The 19363-nt window shown below is 70.8% G+C and carries 1 protein-coding gene (only partly in view); it reads right to left on the bottom strand.

Annotated features, from left to right (window positions below; all coding sequences use genetic code 11):
• Positions 1–69: 69 nt before the first annotated feature.
• Positions 70–19363, bottom strand: the 3' portion of a protein-coding gene (locus ON19_RS25795; protein WP_043698133.1) for a non-ribosomal peptide synthase/polyketide synthase. The gene runs 24563 nt beyond the window's last position; only the last 19294 of its 43857 coding nucleotides appear in the window; the start codon falls outside the window, past its right edge — the gene reads right to left on this strand; the stop codon is at positions 70–72.

A 19363-nucleotide genomic window follows, 5' to 3' on the forward strand; every position in this document is an offset into this window, starting at 1 on the left:
GGCTCGTCTGCTCCGACTGGCAACGCTTGATCCGGGTGCTCCTCCCGAGGCCATGGAGCTGGACTCGCGCTACTCCGCGATCACGATCCGAATCTCGTCGCCCGCCGCGTCGGTCGCTTCGCCCGACCCCGCGAACCAGTGGGTGACCTCGCCCTCGGTGAGGTCGGTGTCGAGGTCGCCGGTCGGGACGACGGACAGGGCACCCGCGGTGGCGGAGGTCAGGAACTCGAGGATGGCGGGGCGGCCGGATACGGCGGCGGTGTACGTGGTGGACTCGTAGTCGATCTCGTACTCCTCGCGTACCCGTTCGGCCTCGTCCAGCGCCTCGGACTGGGTGATCGCGACCACCCCGTCCGCCGTGGTGACGACGAACGCGGGGTGTTCCTCGCCCAACGGGCGGACCCGGTCGGCGTAGGACACCGGGTGCGACGGGGCCGCGGCGATGTCCTGCTTCACCTGCGCGTCGGAGAGCGCCACCCAGTGGATGTCGCTGTCGGCCACCGGTTCGGAGGAGATTCCGAACCCGGCGCCTGCCGGCTCGTCTGCCGTGAGGTCGCCCGCGAACAGGCATGCCGCACCGGCCTTCTGCACCGCCCAGGCCGCGACCACCGCGTCCACCGAACGCGGCAGCGTCACCGCGACGACGTCGCCCGGTCCGGCACCGCGATCGATGAGCACCCGGGCCAGCTGGGAGGAACGCCGGTCCAGCGTGTGGAAGGCGACTTCGTCTTCGCCGGCCAGCAGCGCGGGGGCCTCCGGGTCCTCCTCGACGACCTCGGCGAGCACCTTGGCCACCGTGCGCGCACCGACCCGGCCCACCGGCTCCGGCGCCGAAGCCGCTGCCGCGACCCCGGATTCGACCAGCAGGCGGGCCCGTTCGCCCTCGTCCAGGATGTCGATGTCGCCGACCAGGGCATCCGGATCGCCGATCAGCGCCTCCAGCACCCGCACCAACCGCTCGGCCAGGGTCTCGACCTCTTCGGCAGTGAACCGGCTGCCCAGGTACTTCAGGGTCAGCTCGATCGTGGACTCCGCGATCACCAGCAGCGTCATCGGGTAGTGCGTGGCGTCGTTGACGCCCACACCGGTCACCGACATGCCGTCGATCGAGCTCGCGGCCGAGATCGCTTCCTTGTCCATCGGGTACGACTCGAACACCAGCAGCGTGTCGAACAGCGACCCGGTGCCCGCCACCCGCTGGATGTCGGTGAGCCCCACGTAGTGGTGCTCGAGCAGGCCGGCCTGATCGCCCTGTAGACGCGCCAGCAGCTCGCCGATGGACTGGCGGTCATCGATGCGCAGCCGCACCGGCAGCGTGTTGATGAACAGACCCACCATCGACTCGACGCCGGGCAGCTCGGCCGGACGGCCGGACACCGTCGCGCCGAACACCACGTCGCCCCGGCCGGTGAGACGTCCGAGCAGGATGCCCCAGGCCGCTTGCACCAGCGTGTTCACCGTGACGCCGAGTTCGGCGGCGTGCTTGGTGATCCGGCGCGTGCGGTCGGCGTCGAGTTCGGTGACCACCTTGCCGATCTCGTAGCTCTCCGAGCCCCGCGGTTGCGGTGCGAGCTGGGTGGGTTCGTTGACGCCCTCCAGCGCCGCCGACCAGGCGCGCAGCGAGGCGTCCCGGTCGCGCCCGGCCAGCCAGCCGAGGAAATTGCGGTAGGAGGCCACCCGCGGCAGCGCGGTCTGGTCGCCGCGCACCGCGTACAGCACCAGCAGGTCCCGCATGAGCAGCGGCATCGACCAGCCGTCCAGCAGGATGTGGTGGGTGGTGATGGCCAGGTGCCATTGCGCGGAGTCGCTGCGGAACAGGGTGAACCGGATCAGCGGCGGGGTGGCCATGTCGAAGTGCGTCGCCTGGTCGGCCGCGACCTGCCTGCGCAGCTCCGCGGTCCGCTGCTCGGCGGGCAGATCGGTGAGATCCACTTCCCGCCACGGCGCCGCGACTCGATCCAGCACCACCTGCACGGCCTGCCCCTCGGCGTCGGTGACGAACGCGGTGCGCAGGTTCGGGTACCGGTCGACGATGCCCTGAGCCGCCGCCCGCAGCCGAGCCGCGTCCAGCGCGCCGCCCAGGTCCACCACGGCCTGCATGGTGTACACGTCCACGGTGGACTGGGTCATCATCGCGTGGAACAGCAGACCGGACTGCAGCGGCGAGAGCGGCCACACCTCGGCCAGCGCCGGGTAGGTCCGTTCCCACTGCTCGATGTCGTGCTGCCGCACCCGCACCAGCGACATGTCCGACGGCGTGAAGCCGCCCGCGTCCGGCTGCCGCGCGTGCGTGGCCAGCGCGGTGAGCGCCTCGACCCAGAGGTCGGCGAACTCCTGCACCCGCTCCTGGGTCAGCAGACCGGTCGGGAAGGCGAACGACGCGCCCAGCCGCGGCCCCTCGTCGGAGTCGGTGACGATCGCATTGATGTCGATCGTCGCGTTGGCGGGCATGTCGAGGTCCATGTCGACATCCAGCTGCCCCAGGTCGGCCACCGGCACCCAGCCGATCTCGGCCAGCTGCTCGGGGATCTCCCCGGCCGACATCCGGCCCAGGTAGTTGAAGCTGATCTGTCCGGACGAGCCGAGGCCCGGCGCCGTCTCCGGATTCAACTGCCGCAGCAGGCCGTAACCGAGCCCCTTGTCGGGCACCGCGAGCAACTGCTCCTTGATCGACTTCACGATCTCGCCCAGCGCGGCGCCACCGGCGAACGCGTCGGTGAGGTCGGCATCGGCCAGATCGAGCCGGACGGGATAGGCCGAGGTGAACCAGCCGACGGTGCGCGACAGGTCCGCTCCGGGCACCACGTCCTCTTCACGACCGTGGCCTTCCAGCTTGACCAGTGCGGCCTGCGAGCCATCCCCGCGCCAGCGCGCGACCGCCATGGCCAGCGCCGAGAGCAGGCCGTCGTTCACACCGCCCCGGTACAGGCCGGGGATCGCGGTGAGCACCGCGTCGGTGACCTCGGCGGGCACGGTGACCTCGACCCGTTCGACAGTCGCGAACGTGTCGACCGCCGGGTCGAACGCGCGCTCGCCGAGCAGCGGGTCCGGCGTGGCCGAAACCTGCTGCCAGAACGGCAGTTCCGCGACGCGGTCCGGCGCGCTCGCCGCCTCGACCAGGCTGTGCGCCCAGCGCCGCATCGACGTGCCGTTGGCCGGCAGCGCCACCGGCTGACCGGCGACCAGCTGCGACCAGGCGACCGCCAGATCCGGGATCAGGATGCGCCAGGACACGCCGTCGACCACGAAGTGGTGGGCGACGATCAACAGCACGTCCCGCCGCGGGCCTTCGAAAGCGAACCAGACGAACTGCGCCATCGCGGCGTTCGCCGGATCCAGCCTGCCCAGCGCGCCGTCGAGCGCCTCGGTGGCGACCCGGGCCAGCTCCGCCTCGTCGGCGTCGGCGGCCAAGTCGACCCGGTGCACCAGAGCGTCGACGTCCACCGCGCCGTGCGGCAGCGCCTCGAACGTCCAGTCGGCGCCGGTGCGGCGCAGCCGCGAACGGAGCACGTCGTGGTGGTCGAACACCGCCGCGATGGTGGCGACCAGGGTCTCCCGGTCGATGCCATCGGGCAGCCGCAGCGCCATGGTCTGCGAGAACCGCTGGTAGGACGAGCCGCTCGCGAGGATCTGCCGCATGATCGGGGTCAGCGGGATCTCGCCGACACCGCCGCCGGGCAGCTCCTCCAGCTTCGCCTGCTCCGTGCCCGTACCGAGCGCCGCGATCTCGGCCAGCGAGGCCACGCTGCGCCGCTCGAACACGTCACGCGGAGTGAACAGCACGCCGCGCGCCTTGGCCCGCGAGACCAGCTGGATCGACAGGATGCTGTCGCCGCCGAGCGCGAAGAACGAGTCGTCCAACCCGATCTGGTCGACGCCGAGCACCTCGGCGAACACCTCGGCGATGACGGCCTCGACCTCGCCGACCGGCGCGCGGAATTCGCGCGGGGCCAGTTCGGGTTCGGGCAGCGCCTTGCGATCCAGTTTGCCGACCGGGGTCAGCGGGATCTCGTCGATCACCACGATCGCCGTGGGCACCATGTGCGGCGGCAGGCTGCGCGAGGCGTACTCGGTCAGCCGTGCGGTGTCGATCTCGCGGCCGGGCGCGGCCAGCACGTAGGACACGAGAATCGTCGCGCCCGCCTCGGTCTTGCGGCCGATGGTGATCGCGTACTCGACGTCCTCGTGGCTCGCCAGCACGGTGTCGATCTCGCCGAGCTCGATGCGGAAGCCACGGATCTTCACCTGGAAGTCCGAGCGGCCCACGTAGTCCAGCTCCCAGCGCACCGACGGCAGCGCGGCGTTGCCCGCCCGCTCGCCGGGTTCGGCGAACCAGCGCACCACGTCACCGGTGCGGTACATCCGCGCGCCCTCGTTGCTCCACGGGTTGGCGACGAACCGTTCCGCGGTGAGGTCCGGGCGGTTGTGGTAGCCGCGCGCCAGCGCGCCACCGGCCAGGTACAGCTCGCCCGCGACGCCCGGCGGCACCGGGTTGAGCCGGTGGTCGAGCACCAGCGCGGACATACCGCGCACCGGGCGGCCGATGGTGATGTGCCTGCCCGGCGTCAGCTGGGCGTAGGAGGAGATGATCGTCGTCTCGGTCGGGCCGTAGGCGTTGAAGTACTTGCGGCCCGGCCACCACTTGGCCAGCAGTTCCGCCGTGGTGACGTCACCGCCGACGGAGGCCACCTCGAGCGCCTCCATGCCTTCCGGATCGACCGTGCCCAGCACCGCGGGGGTGATGATCGTGTGGCTCACCCGCTCGGTGCGCAGCAGCTCCGCCAGATCCGGGCCGCCGATGATGGTCGACGGCACGACCACCAGCGTGGCGCCGGTGTAGGCGGCACACAGCCACTCCAGCACCGACGGGTCGAAGCTGGGCGAGCAGATGTGCAGGAACCGGTGGTGCGATTCCAGCTGGTACAGGTCGGTCGCGACACCGACCAGGCCGCCCATGCCCGCGTGGGTCACCGTGACGCCCTTGGGCATACCGGTCGAGCCCGAGGTGTAGATGACGTACGCCGGGTGGCGCATGGCCAGCGAGGAGATCCGGTCGGCGTCGGTGACCTGCTCGGCGGACCGGCTCTCGATCAGCTCGCCCAGTGCCGGGTCGTCGATCCGCAGCCACTCGACATCGCGCGGCAGCCGGTCCACGTACTCGCTCGCGGTGATACCGATGACCGCGCCGGAGTCGTTGACCATGTGCCGCATGCGGTCTTCGGGGTAGGTCGGGTCGATCGGCACATGCGCGCCACCGGCCTTCGCCACCGCCCAGAACGCGGCGACCATCTCGTAGGAACGCGGGAACGACAGCGCCACGATGCGCTCCGGTCCCACGCCGCGCGCGATGAGCACCCGCGCCAGGCGCGAGGAGTACTCGTCCAATTCGCGGTAGGTGATCGAGCGGCCCTGGTAACGCACCGCGATCTGCTCCGGGTCCAGCCGCGCACCGTACTGCAGCAGGTCCGGCAGCAGGCCGGTGGCCATGACGTCCTCGCCTGCCACATGCGTGAGCAGGTGGTACTCGGCCGCGTCCAGCAGCGGCAGGTCACCGATCGGGGTATCCCGGTCGGCGGTGATCGCGGTGAGCAGCCTGGTGAAGCGCTCGGCGAAGATCTGCACCGTCTCGTCGTCGAACAGGTCGCGCGCGAAGGAGAACTCCGCGTACATGCCCGCCTCGTCGGGGTTCTCCCCCGCCTCGCGGATGGTCAGCGACAGGTCGAACTTGGCGGTGTCGACATCGAAATCGACCGCGCCCACGTGCAATCCGGGCAGTTCGAAGCTGCTCTCGGGCAGGTTCTCGAACGACAGCGCCACCTGGAACAGCGGATGGCGCGCGGTGGAGCGCTCCGGGTTGAGCAGTTCCACCAGTCGCTCGAACGGCAGGTCCGCGTGCGCGAACGCCTGCAGGTCGGCGTCCTTGGTGCGGGCCAGGAACTGGCCGAAGGTCAGGTCGCCGTCCACGTGCGAGCGCAGCACCAGGGTGTTGACGAACATGCCGATCACGTCGTCGAGTTCGGCTTCGCCGCGGCCCGCGATGGGCGTGCCGATGGCGATGTCGTCGGTGCCGGACATGCGCGCGAGGAACAGCGCGAGCGCGGCGTGCACGACCATGAACAGCGTCGCGTTCTGCTCCCTGGCGATCTCGGTGAGCATGCGGTGCAGCTCGCCGTCGATCGGGAACACCACGCGCCCACCGGCGAACGACTGCGTCGTCGGACGCGGCCGGTCGGCGGGCAGGTTGAGCTCGTCGGGCAGCCCGGCCAGCGCGGCGCGCCAGTATTCGGCCTGCTGCGAGATCAGGCTCTCCGGGTCGGTCTCGGACCCGAGCACGTCCCGCTGCCAGAGGCTGAAGTCGGCGTACTGCACCGGCAGCGGCGCCCAGCCCGGTTCCACGCCGGCCGAGCGGGCCGCGTAGGCCAGCATCACGTCGCGGGTCAGCGGGCCCATCGACCAGCCGTCCGCGCTGATGTGGTGCGCGACGAACACGAGCACGTACGTTGTGTCGCCGCCCGCGTCGGTCACCCGGAACAGCTTGGCCCGCAACGGAACCTCGGTGGTCACGTCGAATCCGGCCGAGACCACCTCGATGATCCGGTGGCGGATGTCCTCGGCCGCGACCGCTTCGGGCGTCAGGTCCGGCACGGCCCGCTCGACGGGCACGATCACCTGATACGCCGTGCCGTCCTGTTCGGGGTAGACGGTGCGCAGCGTCTCGTGCCTGCCGATGACGTCGCCGACCGCCGATTGCAGCGCCTCGACATCCAGTTCGCCGGTGAGCCGCACGGCCACCGGGATGTTGTTGACCGCCGAGGCGGTGTCGAACTGGTTGAGGAACCACATGCGCTGCTGTGCCAGCGACAGCGGAATCCGCTCCGGACGCGGGCCCGCGACCAGCTCGCGACGGCCACCGGCACCCGCGTGCTGCTCGACCTTGGCGGCGAGTCCGGCGACGGTGGAGGCTTCGAACAGCACACGCACCGGAACGCGCGCGTCCAACGCCGCGCCGATACGCGCCGCGACCTGCGTCGCCAACAACGAATTACCACCGAGGGCGAAGAAATCATCATCCGCGCCGACACGCTCGACACCGAGCACCTCGGCGTACACGGTCGCCACGATCTCCTCGATCGGGGTCGACGGCGCACGAAACGCTTGAACCTCGAACTCCGGCTCGGGCAACGCCTTGCGATCGAGTTTGCCGTTGACGTTCAACGGCAAAGCATCCAGCACCACGAACGCCGAGGGCACCATGTACGACGGCAAACCGGCAGTCAGTTCGGACTTCACCTGCGCCACATCGACACCGGCATCGGCATCGCTCGGCACCAGGTAGGCCACCAGCCGGTCACCGGTCTTCGGATCCGACTTCGCGATCACCGCTGTCTGCGCGACCTCCGGCAGCGCGAGCAGTGCGGCTTCGATCTCACCCAACTCGATACGGAAACCACGGATCTTCACCTGGAAGTCCGTACGACCCCGATATTCGAGTTCGCCGTTGGTGTTCCAGGCGACCAAGTCACCTGTGCGATACATCCGAGCACCGGGCTGGAACGGGCTGGCCACGAATCGGTCCGCGGTCAGATCCGCACGACCGAAGTACCCGCGCGCCAACTGCGCACCGGCCAGGTACAACTCACCGGAAACGCCGTCCGGAACCGGCCGCAAGCGGCCGTCGAGGACGTAGACCTGGCTGTTCCATTCGGGCGCACCGATCGACACGGATGTCTCGTCGGAGAGGGTGACGCGGTGGCTGGTGATGGACACCGCCGCCTCGGTCGGACCGTAAAGGTTGAACAACTCGGTGCGCGGGTTCTCCCGCAAGAACCGCTGCGCCACCGAACCCGGCAGGGCCTCACCGATCGCCAACACCCGCCACAGGGAATTCGGCATACCAGCCGTCAGCAGCGCGTCCAACATCGACGGCACCACATGCAACGTGGTGACCCACTCGCGGGCCATCAACTCGTTCAGGTACGCCGGGTCGCGGTGACCATCGGCTGAAGCGATCACCAAACGCCCGCCGCACACCGCGGCCGACCAGAACTCCCACACCGACAAGTCGAACGTCGCGGCCGTCTTCAGCAGGATCGCGTCGGCGGCATCGAGACCGAACTCGATGTTCTTCCACTGCAACTGGTTCGCGATCGCACCGTGCGGCACCGCCACACCCTTCGGGCGGCCGGTGGAACCGGAGGTGAAGATCACGTACGCGGTGTTCTCCGGACGCAACGGGGCGACACGATCGGCATCGGTCACCGGCTTGGCGTCCACACCCGACAGATCGAGTTCATCGATCCGCACCACCGGCGCGACATCGGTATCGAAATCGGCGTCCGCATTCGACAGCACACAAACCGGTGCCGCCGTCTCCAAGATGTAGCTCGTGCGCTCGGCAGCCTGATCCGGATCCACCGGCACATACGCACCACCGGACTTCGCCACCGCATACATCGCCACGATCAAATCGACCGACCGGCGAAGCGCGAGCGCGACCCGCGACTCCGGACCCACACCCAACGAGATCAAATGCCGCGCGAGGCGATTCACCCGGACATCGAGCGCGCCGTAGGTGATCGACTCGCCGTCTTCGGTGACGAGCGCGACTTCCTTCGGCCCGGCCGCCACCGTGGCATCCAGCAGCGACACCAGTGTGGCGGAGGTGTCCACCGGCTGGTCGGTCGCATTGCGTGCGCTGAGCAACCGGGTCCGTTCGGCGGCGTCGAGCAGTTCGAGGTCGCCGACCGGGGTGCGCGGCGCGGCGACGATCTCGCCGAGCAGGCGCGCGAACCGGTCCACGAAGCCCTGCACCGTCGCGCGATCGAACATGTCGGTCGCGTAGGTGAAGAATCCGGTGATGCCCTCGGGCGCGCCCGCGTCGTCGTAGCGGTCGGTCGCGATCAGGTGCAGGTCGAACTGGGACAGCTCGGTGTCGATGTCCAGGCCGGACACGCTCAAGCCGGGCAGCTCCAGCGCGGACTGCGCCAGGTTCTGGAAGGACAGACCCACCTGGAACAGCGGGTGGCGTGCGGTCGAGCGCACCGGGTTGAGCACCTCGACCAGGCGCTCGAACGGCACGTCGGCGTTGGCGAACGCCTGGATGTCGGTCTCGCGCTGACGGGCCAGCAGGTCGGTGAACGCCTCGCCCGCCTCGACCCGGGTGCGGAACACCAGGGTGTTGACGAACATGCCGATCAAATCGTCCAGCGCGGCTTCGCCACGACCCGCCATCGGCGTGCCGATCGCGATGTCGTCGTTGCCCGACAAGCGAGCCAGCAGCACCGCGAGCGCGGTGTGCACGACCATGAACAGCGTCGCGCCCTCCGCACGCGCCAGCTCGATCAGCGCCTGATGGGTCTGCGCGTCCACCCGCAGCTCCACCTTGCCGCCCGCGAACGACTGCACCGCAGGGCGCGGCCGGTCCGAGGGCAGGTCCAGCTGGTCGGGCAGCTCGGCCAGGGCCTGCTTCCAGTAGGCGACCTGCTTGGCGGCCAGCGATTCCGGATCGTCCTCGTCGCCGAGCAGTTCGCGCTGCCAGATGCTGTAGTCCGCGTACTGGACCCGCAGCGGCGCCCAGTTCGGCGCCTCGCCCGCCGCGCGCGCGGCGTAGGCGATCATCAGGTCCCTGGTCAGCGGCCCGACCGAGGAGCCGTCACCGGAGATGTGGTGCACCACCATGGCCAGCACGTAGTCCACCGACCCGTCCGGCCCGGTCGGCGCGCCCTCTCCGGCGATCTGGAACAGCGCGACCTTCATCGGCACCTCGGTGGTGACGTCGAAGATCGTCGAGGTCAGCGCCACCACGGCGGATTCGATCTGCGCGGGCGCGACCACCCGCACCTCCAGGCGCGGCATCGCCTGCGCGGGCGGCAGGATGACCTGCACCGGGCCGGACTCGGTCTGCGGGTAGACGGTGCGCAGGATCTCGTGCCTGCTCACCAGGTCGGCGATGGCGGCACGCAGCGCGGCCACGTCCAGCGCGCCCGACAGCCGCACCGCGATCGGCACGTTGTAGGCCGCCGACTGGGTGTCGAACCGGTTGAGGAACCACATGCGCTGCTGTGCCAGCGACAGCGGGATGTGCTCCGGCCGCTGTCCGGCGGTCAGCGCGCGGCGGCCGCCCATGTCGGCGTGCTGCTCCACCCGCACCGCGAGCGCGGCGACGGTGGACGCCTCGAACAGCAGGCGCACCGGCACCCGGGTGTCCAGCGCCTCGCCCAAGCGGGCGGCGACCTGCGTGGCCAGCAGTGAGTTACCGCCCCAGGCGAAGAAGTCGTCGTCCAAGCCGAGACGCCTGGACTCGCCGCCTTCGCGATCGGAGATGCGCAGCACCTCGGCGAAGGTGTTCGCCACGATCTGCTCGATCGGGGTGACCGGCGCGCGGAACACCGCCTTCTCGAAGGTGGGCTGCGGCAGCGCCTTACGGTCCAGCTTGCCGTTCGCGTTGAGCGGCAACGCGTCCAGCTCGATCAGCATCGACGGCACCATGTACGACGGCAGTTCGGCCGCCAGCGCGGACTGCAACGCGCGCTTGTCCAGCGTGCCGGTCCGCGGCACCACGTAGGCGACCAACCGGTCGCCGATGCTCGGATCGTTGTGCGCGACGACGGCGGCCGCGCTCACCGTGTCCTGCCGCAGCAGCGCGGCCTCGATCTCGCCGAGCTCGATGCGGAAGCCGCGGATCTTCACCTGGAAGTCGGTGCGGCCGCGGTAGTCCAGCTCACCGGTGGCGCTCCAGGCCACCAGGTCGCCGGTGCGGTACATCCGCTCGCCCGCCGTGCCGAACGGATCGGCGACGAACCGGTCGGCGGTCAGGTCGGCGCGACCGAAGTAGCCGCGCGCCAGCTGGGCACCGGCCAGGTACAGCTCGCCGGAGACGCCCACCGGCACCGGCCGCAGGCGGGAGTCGAGCACGTAGACCCGGCTGTTCCACTCCGGGGCGCCGATCGAGACCGCCGCCTCGTCGGCATCGGTGACCAGGTGGCTGGTGATCGACACCGCCGCCTCGGTCGGACCGTAGAGGTTGTGCAGTTCGGCGGCGTTGTTGCGCCGCAACCGCTGGGCGGTCGCGGCCGGCAGCGCCTCGCCGATGGCCAGCACCCGCCGCAGCGAGGCCGACAGGCGGCCACCGGATTCGGTGAGCAACGCGTCCAGCATGGACGGCACCACGTGCAACGTGGTGACGCCGGTGGCGCGCATCAGCTCGTTCAGGTACGCCGGGTCGCGGTGCCCGTCGGCCGCCGAGATCACCAGGCGGCCACCGGAAACCGCGGCCGACCAGAACTCCCACACCGAGAGGTCGAACGTCGCCGCCGTCTTCAGCAGCACCGCGTCTTCGGCGCCGAGCTCGAAAACGGCCGTCTCCCACTCCAACTGGTTGACGATCGCGCCGTGCGGGACGGCGACGCCCTTGGGCTGGCCCGTCGAACCGGACGTGAAGATGACGTACGCGGTGTTCGCGGGGGTCAGCGCACCCGTGCGCTCGGCCGCGGTCACCGGCGTGTCCGCGTACCCGGCGAGGTCGAGCCCGTCGATCTGCACCGTCTCGGCCGCCGCGGTGCGGAAGCCGTCGCGCGCGGTGGTCAGCACGCACACCGGCGCGGCGGTGTCGAGGATGTAGTCGGTCCGCTCGGCGGGCTGGTCCGGATCGATCGGCACGTACGCCGCACCGGCCTTCGCGACCGCGTACATGGCGACCACGAGGTCGGTGGAGCGGCGGATCGCCAGCGCGACCCGGTCCTCCGGGCCGACGCCGCGACCGATCAGGTAGCGGGCCACGCGGTTGACCCGCGCGTCCAGTTCGGCGTAGGTCAGCTCGCGGCGCCCGGTCGGCTCGTCGGCGACCAGCGCCACCGCCTCCGGCGTCGCGGCCACGGTGGCATCCAGCAGCGACGCCAGCGTCGCGGTCGTATCCACCGCGTGCTCGGTGTCGTTCCAGGCGGTGAGGATGCGCTCGCTCTCCTGCGCCGCGAGCAGATCGATCTCGCCCACCAGCACCGAGGCGTCGGCCAGCACGGCGTCGAGCACGCGCAGGAACCGGTCGGCGAAGCCCTGCACCGTGTCCTCGTCGAACAGGTCGGTGGCGTAACCGAATTCGGTGATGATCTCGGCCGGTGTGCCGTCCTCGGCGTACCGGTCGTACAGCGTGACGTGCAGGTCGGTCTTGGCCAGCTGCGAGTCGAAGTTGACCGCGCTCACGGTGAGCCCGGGCAGCTCGAAGGTGGTCTCGGCCAGGTTCTGGAACGACAGGCCCACCTGGAACAGCGGGTTGCGCGCGGTCGAGCGCACCGGGTTGAGCACCTCGACCAGGCGCTCGAACGGCACGTCGGCGTTGGCGAACGCCTCCAGGTCGCGCTCCTTCACGTCGCCGAGCAGGTCGGCGAAACGCTCGGCGGGCCGCACCCGGGTACGGAACACCAGGGTGTTGACGAACATGCCGATCAGGTCGTCGAGTTCGCGTTCGCCGCGACCGGCGATCGGGGTGCCGACCGCGATGTCGTCGGTGCCCGACAGCCGCGACAGCAGCACCGCGAGCGCCGCGTGCACCACCATGAACAGCGACGCGTTGTGCGCGCGCGCCAGCTCGTGCAGGCGGGCGTGCCGCTGCGGGTCGATCTCGAAGCGGATCGCCTTGCCCTGGAACGACTGCGCGGGCGGGCGCGGCCGGTCGGCGGGCAGCTCCAGCTGATCGGGCAGATCGGCCAGCGCCGAGGTCCAGTACGCCACCTGCCGCGCGGCCAGCGATTCCGGATCGTCCTCGGACCCGAGCACCGCGCGCTGCCACAGCGCGTAGTCGGCGTACTGCACCGGCAGCGGCTGCCACTGCGGCACCTCGCCCTGCACGCGGGCCACGTAGGCGGCCATCACGTCGCGGGCCAGCGGGCCCATCGACGAGCCGTCGGCCGCGACGTGGTGCACGGTGAACGCGAGCACATGCTCGGCTGTGCCGGATCCCGCCCTACTCCCGCCTGTGTCGGATCCCGCCCTACCCCCACCCGGGACGATCCGGAACAGCGCCACCGCCAGCGGCACCTCGACGGTGACGTCGAAGGTGGTCAGCGCGAAACCGATGACGGCGCCGAGCAGATCCTCCTCGGCGACGTCGATCGGGGTGAGCGCCGCAGCGGACCGGTCCGCGGGACGGATCACCTGGTGCGGCCCGTCCGCCGAACGCGGGTAGGTGGTGCGCAGCACCTCGTGGCGGGCGAACACGTCGCCGATGGCCTGTTCCAGCGCGGCCACGTCGAGCGTGCCGGACAGCCGGACGGCCAGCGGGATGTTGTCCACCGCCGAGGTGGCCGTGTCGAACTGGTTGAGGAACCAGTACCGCTGCTGGGCGGGCGAGAGCGGGATGCGCGCCGGGCGCTCCCCCGCCTCCAGGCGCGGCCGGTCCCGGCCGGACCCGGCGTTGTGCTCCACCCGGGCAGCCAGCGCCACCACGGTGGACGCCTCGAACAGGTCACGCACCGCGAGCCCGGTGTCCAGCGCGGCGCCCAGCCGCGCGGTCACCTGGGTGGCCAGCAGCGAGTTGCCGCCGAGTTCGAAGAAGTCGTCGTCCAGGCCGACCCGCGCGACACCGAGCACGTCGCCGAAGGTGCCCGCCACGATCTCCTCGATCGGGGTGGACGGAGCGCGGAACACCTTGGCCTCGAACACCGGCGCGGGCAGCGCCTTGCGGTCCAGCTTGCCGGAGGCGTTCAGCGGGAACGCGTCCAGCACGACGAACGCCGAGGGCACCATGTACGCCGGCAGCTCGCCGCCGAGTTCCGCGCGCACGCCGTCGATGTCCACCGAACGGCCCGCCGTCGCGATGACGTAGGCGACCAGCTGGTCGCCCAGCCGATCGTCCGAGCGCACCACGACCACGGCCTGCGCGATCGAGTCCAGCGCCGTGAGCGCCGACTCGATCTCGCCGAGCTCGATGCGCAGACCGCGCAGCTTCACCTGGAAGTCGGTGCGGCCCAGGTACTCCAGCTCGCCCTTGTCGGTCCAGGTGACGAGGTCGCCGGTGCGGTACATCCGCGCGCCGGGCTCCCCGTAGGGGTTCGCCACGAACCGGTCGGAGGTCAGATCGGGACGCGCGACGTAGCCGCGGGCCAGTTGCACGCCCGCGAGGTACAGCTCACCCGCGACACCCACCGGCACGGGGTGCAGGCGCGAATCCAGCACGTACACCTGGGTGTTGAACACCGGAGCACCGATCGGCACCGACACCGTGTCGTCCTCGGTCACCTCGTGGAAGGTGACGTCGACCGCGGCTTCGGTCGGGCCGTACAGGTTGTGCAGGCGCGCGCCGGTGAGTTCCTGCATCCGCTGCGCGGTGGCGGCGGGCAGCGCCTCACCGGAGGCGAAAACGTTGCGCAGGGTGGTGCATTCGTCGGCGCGTTCCTCGGCGGCCGCGTCAGGCCCGGAGGCGGCAGCTTGCGTGACCACGGAGGGCCCCGCGGCCGCCGCATCCAGCACAGCTACGAATACCGAGAGCATCGAAGGCACGAAGTGCGCCGTGGTGACCTGCTCGTCGGTGATGACCTGCACGAGGTAGGCCGGGTCGCGATGGCCGTCCGGCTTCGCCACCACCAGGCGGGCGCCGACCTGCAAGGGCCAGAAGAACTCCCACACCGACACGTCGAACGTGGCCGGGGTCTTCTGCAACACCACGTCGGTGTCGTCCAAGCCGTACTCGTCCTGCATCCACACCAGGCGGTTGACGATCGCGGCGTGCGAGACCGCCACGCCCTTCGGGCGGCCGGTCGAACCGGAGGTGAAGATGACGTACGCGGTGTTCGACGGACGCAGCGGCGCACGGCGTTCGGCGTCGGTGACGGGCTCGTCGGAGTAGTCGGCGAGCGAGACCACATCGATCTCGATCGCCTGGGTCGCGCCCGCGTCGAAGCCGTCACGCGAGGTGGTGAGCACGCACACCGGCCGGGCGGTGTCGAGCACGTAGCGGGTGCGGTCGGCCGGATGATCCGGATCCAGCGGCACGTACGCGCCACCGGCGACGCTCACCGCGTACATGCCGACCACCAGGTCGATCGAGCGGCGCATGCCCAGCGCCACCATCGAATCCGGGCCGACGCCCAGCGCGATCAGGTGCCGGGCCAGGCGATTCACGCGAGCGGCGAACTCGGCGTAGGAGAGACTCGTCCCCTCGAACGTCACCGCGGGCGCGTCCGGGGTCCGCGCGAGCTGCGCGGCGAACATCGACACCAGGGTGGCGGCCGGGTCGACCGGGTGCGCGGTGTCGTTCCACCGCTCGATGACCTCGGTGCTCTCGACGCTGTCGAGCAGCTCGACGTCGCCGATGGTGACGGACGGATCCGCGACGACCGCGGTCAGCATCCGGACCAGGCGCGCCGCCACACCCGCGATGGTGTCGGCGTCGAACATGTCGGTGGCGTAGGCGAATTCGGCGGTCATGCCGTCGACCGCACCGGCGGCGTCGAACCGGTCGGCGAGGTTGAGATGCAGGTCGAACTTGGCGGTCACCACGTCCAGCGGCACACCGGCCACCTCGAGCCCGGGCAGCTCGAACGCGGCCTCACCGGTGTTCTGGAACGACAGCATCACCTGGAACAGCGGGTGGCGCGCCTGCGAGCGCGCCGGGTTCAGGATCTCCACCAGCCGCTCGAACGGCAGGTCCGCGTGCGCGAACGCCGCCAGGTCGGTGTCCTTGGTGCGCTTCACCAACTCGGTGAACGGTTCCGCGGGATCGACCGCGCTGCGCAGCACCAGGGTGTTGACGAACATGCCGATCGCGTCATCGAGCACCGCCTCACCGCGGCCGGCGACCGCGGTGCCGATGGCGATGTCGTCACTGCCGGACAGTCGCGCCAGCAGCGCCGCGAACGCCGCGTGCACGACCATGAACAGGCTGGCGCCGTTCGCACGGGCCAGCGCGTTCAGCTCGCGCAGCAGCTGCGCGTCGAGAGAGAACTCGTACACGCCACCACGGTTGGACGCCACCGCCGGGCGGGAGCGGTCCGAGGGCAGGTCGAGCTGATCCGGCAACCCGGCCAGGGTGTCGGACCAGAACGCGACCTGCTGGGCGATCAGCGAACCGGGATCGCCTTCGGAGCCGAGCGTTTCGCGCTGCCACAGCGCGTAGTCGGCGTACTGCACCGGCAGCGGAGCCCACGCGGGCGCCTCGCCGCGCGAACGCGCCGAGTAGGCCACCATCACGTCGCGCGCCAGCGGGCGCACCGACCAGCCGTCGCCGGAGATGTGGTGCACCACGAACACCAGCACGTGGGTGTCGGGCTGCGAGCCGTCCATCGAGCCCGCGATGCGGAACAGCTCGGCCCGCACCGGAACGTCGGCGGTGACGTCGAAGCCGGTCAGCACCAATTCGCTGATCCGCTCGGAAATTTCGGCCTCGGACACCTCGATCGGGGTGAGATCGATGGCGCTGTGCCCGGCGGGCAGCACGACCTGCACGCCCTGGCCGTCGGCGGTCTCCGGGTAGACGGTGCGCAGCACCTCGTGCCGGTCGACCACGTCGGCGACGGCCTGGCGCAGCGCCTCGGTGTCCAGGGTTCCGGTGAGCCGGACTGCGAGCGGGATGTTGTTCACGGCGGTCTGGTTGTCGAACCGGTTCAGGAACCACATCCGCTGCTGGGCCAGCGACAACGGGATCTTCGACGGTCGCGGGCCCGCTACGAGCTCGCGGCGACGGCCGGTGCCCTGGTGCGCCTCGACCCGTGCGGCCAGCGCGGCCACCGTGGGCGCCTCGAACAGCACGCGGACCGGGATCCTGGTGTCCAGCGCCGCGCCGAGGCGGGCGACCACCTGGGTGGCGATCAGCGAGTTGCCGCCCAGGTCGAAGAAGTCGTCGTCCAGGCCGACGGCGCGTTCGGCCTGCGCCAGGCCGAGCACCTCGGCGAAGACGTCGGCGACGATCTCCTCGACCGGTGTCGACGGCGCACGGAACGCCCGTGCCTCGAAAACGGGTTCGGGCAGCGCGCGCCGGTCCAGCTTGCCGTTCGGGTTCAGCGGCATGGCGTCGAGTACCACGATCGCGGCGGGCACCATGTACGACGGCAGCAGCGCGGACAGATGCGCGCGCAGCTGCTCGACGTCCACGGTGGCGCCGCCCGCGGGCACCACGTAGCCGACCAGCTGGTCGCCGGTGCGCGCGTCGGAGCGCACCAACGCGACCGACTGCGCGACCGATTCGTGGCCGGTGAGCGCGGCCTCGATCTCGCCGAGCTCGATGCGCAGGCCGCGCAGCTTCACCTGGAAGTCGGTGCGGCCCAGGTATTCGATGGCTCCGGTGTCGTCCCGGGTGACCAGGTCACCGGTGCGGTACATCCGCGCGCCGTGCTCCCCGTACGGGTTGGCCACGAAGCGGTCGGCGGTGAGGTCGGCGCGGCCGACGTAGCCGCGCGCCAGCTGATCGCCCGCGAGGTACAGCTCGCCCGCGACGTTCGGCGGCACCGGGTGCAGCCGCGCGTCCAGCACGTACGCCTGCGCGTTCCACACCGGCAGGCCGATCGGCACGGCGCCGTCCACCTGCTCGGCCACCGGGCCGTGCGTGGCGTGCACGGTGAACTCGGTGGGGCCGTACAGGTTGTACAGGGCGGCGTCGCTCACCCGGCGGATGGCGACGACCGCGTCGGCTGTGAACGCCTCACCGGCGACGAACAGCGTCCGCAGCGAGGCGAGCGCGGTCGCGTCGGCCGGGTCGATCCCGCCCGCGAAGACGCTCAGCATGGACGGCACGAACGAGGTCATGGTGACCCGCTCGGCGGCGATCACCTCGGCGAGGTACTGCGGGTCGCGGTGCCCGTCCGGGCTCGCCACCACGATCCGGCCGCCGGTGCTCAGCGGTCCGAACAGCTCCCACACCGACACGTCGAAGGTGGCGGGCGTCTTGAACAGCACGACATCCTCGGCCGCGATGCCGTATTCGCTGGTGATCCAGCGGATCTGGTTGACGACCGCGGCGTGCGACACGGCGACGCCCTTGGGGCGTCCGGTGGAGCCGGAGGTGAAGATCACGTACGCCGGGTGCTGCGGGCGCAGCGGCGCGATGCGCTCGGCATCGGTGACGGGTGCGTCCGGGTAGCCGGACAGGTCCAGCTCGTCGATGCTCAGCGTCGCGCGGCCCGCGCCGTCGAACGCGTCGCGCGCGGTGGTGAGCACGCAGACCGGGTCGGCCGAATCGAGCACGTAGTGCACGCGGTCGGCGGGCTGGTCCAGGTCCAGCGGCACGTAGCCGCCGCCCGCGGCGTGCACCGCGTAGGCCGCCACGACCAGGTCCACCGAGCGGCGCATGCCGAGGGCGACCAGCGTCTCCGGGCCGACGCCCGCCTCGATGAGGCGGCGCGCGAGCCGCCGCACACGGGCAGCGAATTCGGCATATGTCAGCGTCGCGGAGCGACCCGATGAGGGGTGGTGGTCGGGCGACGGGTGGGCGAGCGATGTTCCGGTGGCCGGGTCGACCACGGCCACCGCGTCCGGCGTGGCCGCGGCCTGCGCGGCGAACTCCTCGACCAGCGTGGTCGCCGGGCCGAGATCGCGGGCGGTGTCGTTCCAGCCGCGCAGCGCCTGCGCGGTCTCCTGCTCGTCCAGCAGCGCGATATCGCCGATGGGCCGGTCCGGCTGGGCCGCGACGGCCTTCAGCAACCGGCCGAAGCGGCGGCCGAACTCCGCCATGGTGGCCGGGTCGAACAGGTCGGTGGCGTAGATCAGCTCGGCGGCGATACCCGCGGGGGCAGCGCCGGTACCGGCGGCCGCCTCGGCGGTGTCGCGTTCGGACAGCACCAGTTGCAGGTCGAACTTGGCGACGTCGATCGGCAGGTCGACACCGCTGACCGTGAGACCGGGGAGTTCGAGGCTGTTCTGGCCGGTGTTCTGGAACGACAGCATCACCTGAAACAGCGGGTGCCGCGCCTGCGAGCGCGCCGGGTTCAGGATCTCCACCAACCGCTCGAACGGCAGGTCGGCGTGCCCGAACGCGGCGATGTCGGTGGCGCGCACCGAACGCAGCAGGTCGGTGAACGTCGCCCCGCTCTCGATCGGGGTGCGCAGGACCAGGGTGTTGACGAACATGCCGATCAGGTCGTCGAGCGCGCGCTCGCCACGGCCCGCGACCGGGGTGCCGATCGCGATGTCGTCCTCGCCGGACAGTCGCGCCAGCAGTACGGCCAGCGCGGTGTGCGCGACCATGAACAGCGTCGCGCCCCTGGTGCGGGCGAGTTCGGTGAGCTGGGCGTGGGTCTGCGCGTCGATCTCGAAGACGTGCGTGGCGCCGCGGCCGGAGGCGACCGCGGGACGCGGCCGGTCGGCGGGCAGGTCCAGTTGCTCGGGCAGCCCGCGCAGCGTGTCCGACCAGAACGAGATCTGCTCGGAGATCACCGAA

Source organism: Nocardia abscessus NBRC 100374 (assembly GCF_000308455.1).
Taxonomy (GTDB): domain Bacteria; phylum Actinomycetota; class Actinomycetes; order Mycobacteriales; family Mycobacteriaceae; genus Nocardia; species Nocardia abscessus.